Here is a 4,448-nt window from a genome sequence, read left to right as displayed (position 1 = left end):
GGCGGCGAACCGGCTTCCCCTGCCCTGCTCCGCAGGAGCTTCATTTCCTCCCCGGCCTGAAGGCCGGGGTATCCACGAAGGACAGACCCGATGACCGGACGGCGCGTGGGCGAAGCCGCTGTTCTTGACATCGGCGATCACCTGCTCGACGACAGCGTGCCGGCGGTGATCACGCTCGGCATCCTCAAGGCGAGCGGGGAGTCGCTGAACGCGGGGTGGTAGCGCAGGTGTCGAAGAGCGTGCCCTTCGGCCAGCCGCGCCACCGGCTCCAGCCCGCCGTACGCGATCAGGTTCGGCTCATCGAACGCGGATGAGACCGCATCTCGGAAGTGCCTTGCCGACCGTGCCTGACGTGGTCCTAGAGAAACTGCCCCGCGCCCATGACCACCGCGTCGAAGTCCGTCGCCGTGGTCACTGTTCGGCGGCCTCTCGGGCGACCAGCTCCACCCCTCACCGGTCGTCGAACTATGCCCGAGCGAGGACCGGCTGCGGTTCCTCGTCGGCGGGAATGCGATGCAGCCCCTTGCGGTCGTAGAACCGGGTCACGCCGAAGCCGAAGAGGCCGGCGACCGCGAGTCCCACACCCAGCATCACCCAGCCCCGGGTCAGACCCGCGTCGGCCTGGGCGTCGTAGTAGAGGATGGAGCGGACGGCGCCCGTGATCTGGCGCAGGGGCTCGAACTCGCCGAGGGCGCGGTAGAAACCGGGGAGCGCTTGGAGGGGGACCGTGGCGCCGGACGTCGGTACCGCCATGGCGATGTAGAAGATCGTGATGAACAGCATCCCCGGCGTGCCGAACACGGCGAGCAGCCCGAGCCCGCCGATGCCGACAACCGCGATCGTGCACACGGAGAAGAGCCACAACAGGGGCAGGTGAGAGGCGTCCATGCCCATGATGCCCACCGCACCGGCCACGGCCAGGCTGCCCATGAGCAGGGACAGACCGATCATGAGCGTGCTACTGATGGCCAGGGTCTGGACGCGAGTCGCGCGCAGCAGCGGGTTATGGACCCGCAGCGGGCCCAGGTCGCTGTGGGTGTAGCCGAGGGCGTGGTCCACCTGGCCGCTGATGACGTTGGCGGCGAGCATGCCGCAGACGACGAGGACGAGGGAGTAGTAGAAGGCACTCAGACCGAGGCCGCTGTGCGAGTCGAGCGGATGCCCGTCCTCGATCTGCACCACGGCCGGGTCGGCCAGCAGCAGGCGCGCGGCAGCGGGCAGCTGGGCCTGCGTGGCCTCGGCCTGAGCGGTCAGCTGTTCACCCACCTGCGCGGAGGCCGACTGCGCGGCCGTCGTCGTGGCCTGCCGCGCCATGCTCGACCCCACGCTGCCGGCGGACTGGTTGGTCAGCACGGTGAGTGTCGGGCGGACAGGCTTGCCGGCCGCCCCGGGGCCGGTGAGGGCGGCGACAGTGGCGGTGAAGTCGCGGGGCACGACGAGCGCGCCGAACAGCTTGCCCTTGCCCAGTTCCTCCTTCATCTCGTCCTCGTTCATCAGCTTCCAGTCGATCCTGTCTCCGCCCTGGGACGACTTCTTGATCGACTGGGTGATCTGTGTACCGAGGTCGGTCTGCTTGCCACCGACCTTCGCCCCCTCATCGGCGCTGACCAGGCCGACGGGCAGCTTGTGCAGGTGACCTGCAGGGTCGATGTTGGCGCCGACGTAGAACACCGTGAACAGCAGTGCCACGAAGCCCACGATCACACCGTTGACGGTCCACAGACGCTTCGCGCGCAGGACGCGGAAGGGGTGGGCGTTACTCATTTCCAGCTCCGGTACGAGGAAGAGAGAAGTGCAGGAGGAGCCGCCGGCGTCGTCGCGGGCGGAGCCTCATACGGATGGGGAGGTGTCCCCGGCGGACGCAGCCACCGGAAGCAGGGTCGGCCGCTTGGCCTGGCGGCCGTCGCCGGAGGAGCGGCCACGCAGGCGGCGGCCGAGCCAAGGGCCGAGGAAGGTGCCGGCCCAGCGCACTTCGGCACCCACGGTCCTCCAGACAGAGTTGTCTGTCCCTTCGGCCGGAAGGGGAAGGGTCCACTTGTCGTCGCTGCCCGGCAGACCGAGCGCCTGGGCCACGGCAGCCGCGATGCGCGCGTGCCCCAGCGGGCCGGCGTGCAGTCGGTCAGCACTCCACAACCGCGGATCGGTCGCCGCCGCGTGCGCGGACGTCTCCGCCACCACCACGCCGTGGCGGTCGGCGGCCTCCCGGATGCGCGCATTGAGTGCGAGAACACGGTGACCGATCGGGCGGGCCAACGACGTGATACGCCCGACATCGGGAAACATGAGGGTCGCGACGGTGGCGCCCTGCGCGGTGAGGGCGGCGAACATCGCCTCGACATGGCCGGCCACCTCGTCGAGGTCGCAGCCCGGGCGTAACACGTCGTTGACCCCGGCCACCACTGTGGCGAGGTCGGGCCGCATCGCGAGAGCCGGAGCCAGTTGCTCGGCGTGCACCTGACCGGCTTTACGGCCGCGCACCGCGAGGTTGGCGTAGCGCAGGCCGGGGCTGTGGCGGGCGACCTGCTCGGCGAGCCGGTCCGCCCAGCCCCGAAGACCACGGACGTCGTCGCCGTCCCCGAGCCCCTCGGTGTGACTGTCGCCCAGGGCGACATAGCGCAGATACCCACTGCTCGACACCGGGCCGACCGCCTCTCGTCAACGCTGCTGTTGGAAGTGGCACACGGCCATCGATAGTCAACTAGACACCTAGTCGCATTGTTGAATATGAGGATAGCTGTGGGCTCACCTTCCTGCAAAGTGACGCCGCTCAGACAGGAGCTGAGGCCGTCGAGGGCGGACCAACGCCGCGGTCCACCGCCTTGGTCCCGCGCCGACCTCATCGGCCATTCCCACTTCAGGCCTGAGCACCGACCGCGGTCTGCGCCGGCACCTGAGCGCCCGGGTCATCAACGGCATGCACAACAAGGACGCGGTCGGCTTCACCACCGGGATCAGCAACCTCTATCTGCGCGGTCCTGCATGGATTCCCGGTGTGCCGGAGTGCGCGGGTTCCACTCCCCCGCCCGGCCAAGGGCTCTACCACTCCGACATCGGGGGTGACCCCGAGAGCTGGTGCGCTCGGGTGACCGGCATCGACCTGGGATCGTTCCTCGGATGGACAACGGACCGAACTACGATCATGGGCGCAGTTCGTCCTACCAGGGCCACAACGGCGACGAGCTCATCGTGCTCTGTTGGACGACGGGAGCGGTCGACGCCGACGGGACCGGCAACCGGTACTGGTTCTTCGCCGACACCGGTGGATCCCTGCCAGGTGGTTACGTCAACGACCACCACCTGATGACGGGCAGGTTCGCGGACTGGAGCCAAGTCATCCCGCCCTGCTGAGACTGTAGCGGCCGTGCACAGCCGCCACAGGCACGATGCTTGGAGGCCTACCGCCTCCTCCACACCGACCCCGACACCCGACGGCGCGGCTCCAGCGCCTTCTCGTCCAAGGCAACGGCTTCCTCGTAGCACCGCAGTGCCTGCAACCAGACGGCAAGGCTGTTGGCGCCGGCCAGATTCACGCCCTCGGCACGGGCCCGGGCCGCTCTGGGACATGGCGACGCAGCAGCCCCTCGGCGGCCCTCTGAGCACCCCCGGCGAAAGCATCGAAACCCTCGCCTTCAGTGCCGACAGCCGCACCCCGCCAGCGCGTCCAGATGAGCGTCGACAAGTTCACCAACCTGGTCGACGACGCAAGAGCCGGTAACCTGCACGGCTGCACGGCTTTGAAACTTCCCTGACCTCACCGTCGACTGCCGTGCAGGGTCGCGGGTTGGTGCGGTGGCGTGCGCTCCGGTTCCAGCCCCGCCGCATCGAACCGGGCGGGCTACGGCCGAGTCCCGCGGCATCAGCATCACGTCACGATCACGTAGACCTTGCGCACGGTTTCAATGGTCTTCCAGACACCGACGAAGCCCGGCTTCATGACAAAGCTGTCGCCGGCCTTGTAGACCGCCGGTTCGCCGCCTTCCGGCGTGAGTTCGACGATGCCGGAGAGGATGTGGCAGAACTCGAAGGTCTCGCCCTTGATCGAGCGCGTCTCGCCGGGCGTCGCTTCCCAGACGCCCGTACGGATCATCTCCCCGCGGGCGCTGTCCTGGGCCCAGGTCTTGAAGGCGGGGTTGCCGGAGATCAGGCGTTCCGGGAGCGGGGCGGACTCGTGCGGAGCGCAGGAGGGATTGGTGTCGATGGTCTTCAGAAGGGACATGCCATTTCCTTTCTTGGCTTAAGAGGTTGGTGGCCGCGGCACCGGTCACGGCTCGCCGCCCCGACGAAGCCGCCTGTTGCGCGCCGGGCCGCTACGCCGGGCGTGTCAGGTCAGTGCCCGGCTCCGTCCGGCCACAGCCTCGGGGCGCAGTAGGTCGGCGAGGGTCTCGGCGGGCAACAGCCCCTTCTCCAGGACGAGTTCGGCCACCCCGCGGCCGGTGACGAGGGCCTCC

5 protein-coding genes and 1 pseudogene are annotated in these 4,448 nt (G+C 68.8%); 2 read left to right on the top strand and 4 right to left on the bottom strand.

Annotated features, from left to right (window positions below; all coding sequences use genetic code 11):
• Nucleotides 1-90: 90 nt before the first annotated feature.
• Nucleotides 91-222: a hypothetical protein gene (locus tag ACWD3I_RS48985; protein WP_365414033.1), complete on the top strand. Its 132-nt coding sequence runs from the start codon at nucleotides 91-93 to the stop codon at nucleotides 220-222.
• A gap of 243 nt (nucleotides 223-465) precedes the next feature.
• Here ACWD3I_RS48985 and ACWD3I_RS48980 read toward each other — a convergent pair whose 3' ends face one another.
• The gene (locus ACWD3I_RS48980; RefSeq protein WP_365414031.1) at nucleotides 466-1,764 is read right to left on the bottom strand and encodes a DUF3533 domain-containing protein; all 1,299 of its coding nucleotides are present in this window, start codon (nucleotides 1,762-1,764) and stop codon (nucleotides 466-468) included.
• Nucleotides 1,765-1,830: 66 nt separating this feature from the next.
• On the bottom strand, nucleotides 1,831-2,637 hold the full coding sequence (locus ACWD3I_RS48975; RefSeq protein ID WP_365414029.1) for an SGNH/GDSL hydrolase family protein: 807 nt from the start codon (nucleotides 2,635-2,637) through the stop codon (nucleotides 1,831-1,833).
• Nucleotides 2,638-3,114: 477 nt separating this feature from the next.
• Here ACWD3I_RS48975 and ACWD3I_RS48970 point away from each other — a divergent pair, with 477 nt between their 5' ends.
• On the top strand, nucleotides 3,115-3,348 hold the full coding sequence (locus ACWD3I_RS48970) for a hypothetical protein (protein ID WP_365414027.1): 234 nt from the start codon (nucleotides 3,115-3,117) through the stop codon (nucleotides 3,346-3,348).
• Between the two features lie 514 nt (nucleotides 3,349-3,862).
• On the opposite strand, the gene ACWD3I_RS48965 is transcribed toward ACWD3I_RS48970, so the two are convergent.
• Nucleotides 3,863-4,216: a cupin domain-containing protein gene (locus ACWD3I_RS48965; RefSeq protein ID WP_365414025.1), complete on the bottom strand. Its 354-nt coding sequence runs from the start codon at nucleotides 4,214-4,216 to the stop codon at nucleotides 3,863-3,865.
• Between the two features lie 105 nt (nucleotides 4,217-4,321).
• Nucleotides 4,322-4,448, bottom strand: a pseudogene (locus ACWD3I_RS48960) (aspartate ammonia-lyase); the annotation flags it as partial.

Source organism: Streptomyces sp. NPDC002817 (genome assembly GCF_053592055.1).
Note: the sequence above shows the minus strand (reverse complement) of the source record. Positions and strands in the feature narration are given on the sequence as shown.

Bases quoted from the DNA above. Each gene is read 5' to 3' on its own strand.
- ACWD3I_RS48985 (WP_365414033.1), top strand. From the start codon at position 91: ATGACCGGACGGCGCGTGGGCGAAGCCGCTGTTCTTGACATCGGCGAT.
- ACWD3I_RS48980 (WP_365414031.1), bottom strand. From the start codon at position 1,764: ATGAGTAACGCCCACCCCTTCCGCGTCCTGCGCGCGAAGCGTCTGTGG.
- ACWD3I_RS48970 (WP_365414027.1), top strand. From the start codon at position 3,115: ATGGACAACGGACCGAACTACGATCATGGGCGCAGTTCGTCCTACCAG.
- ACWD3I_RS48965 (WP_365414025.1), bottom strand. From the start codon at position 4,216: ATGTCCCTTCTGAAGACCATCGACACCAATCCCTCCTGCGCTCCGCAC.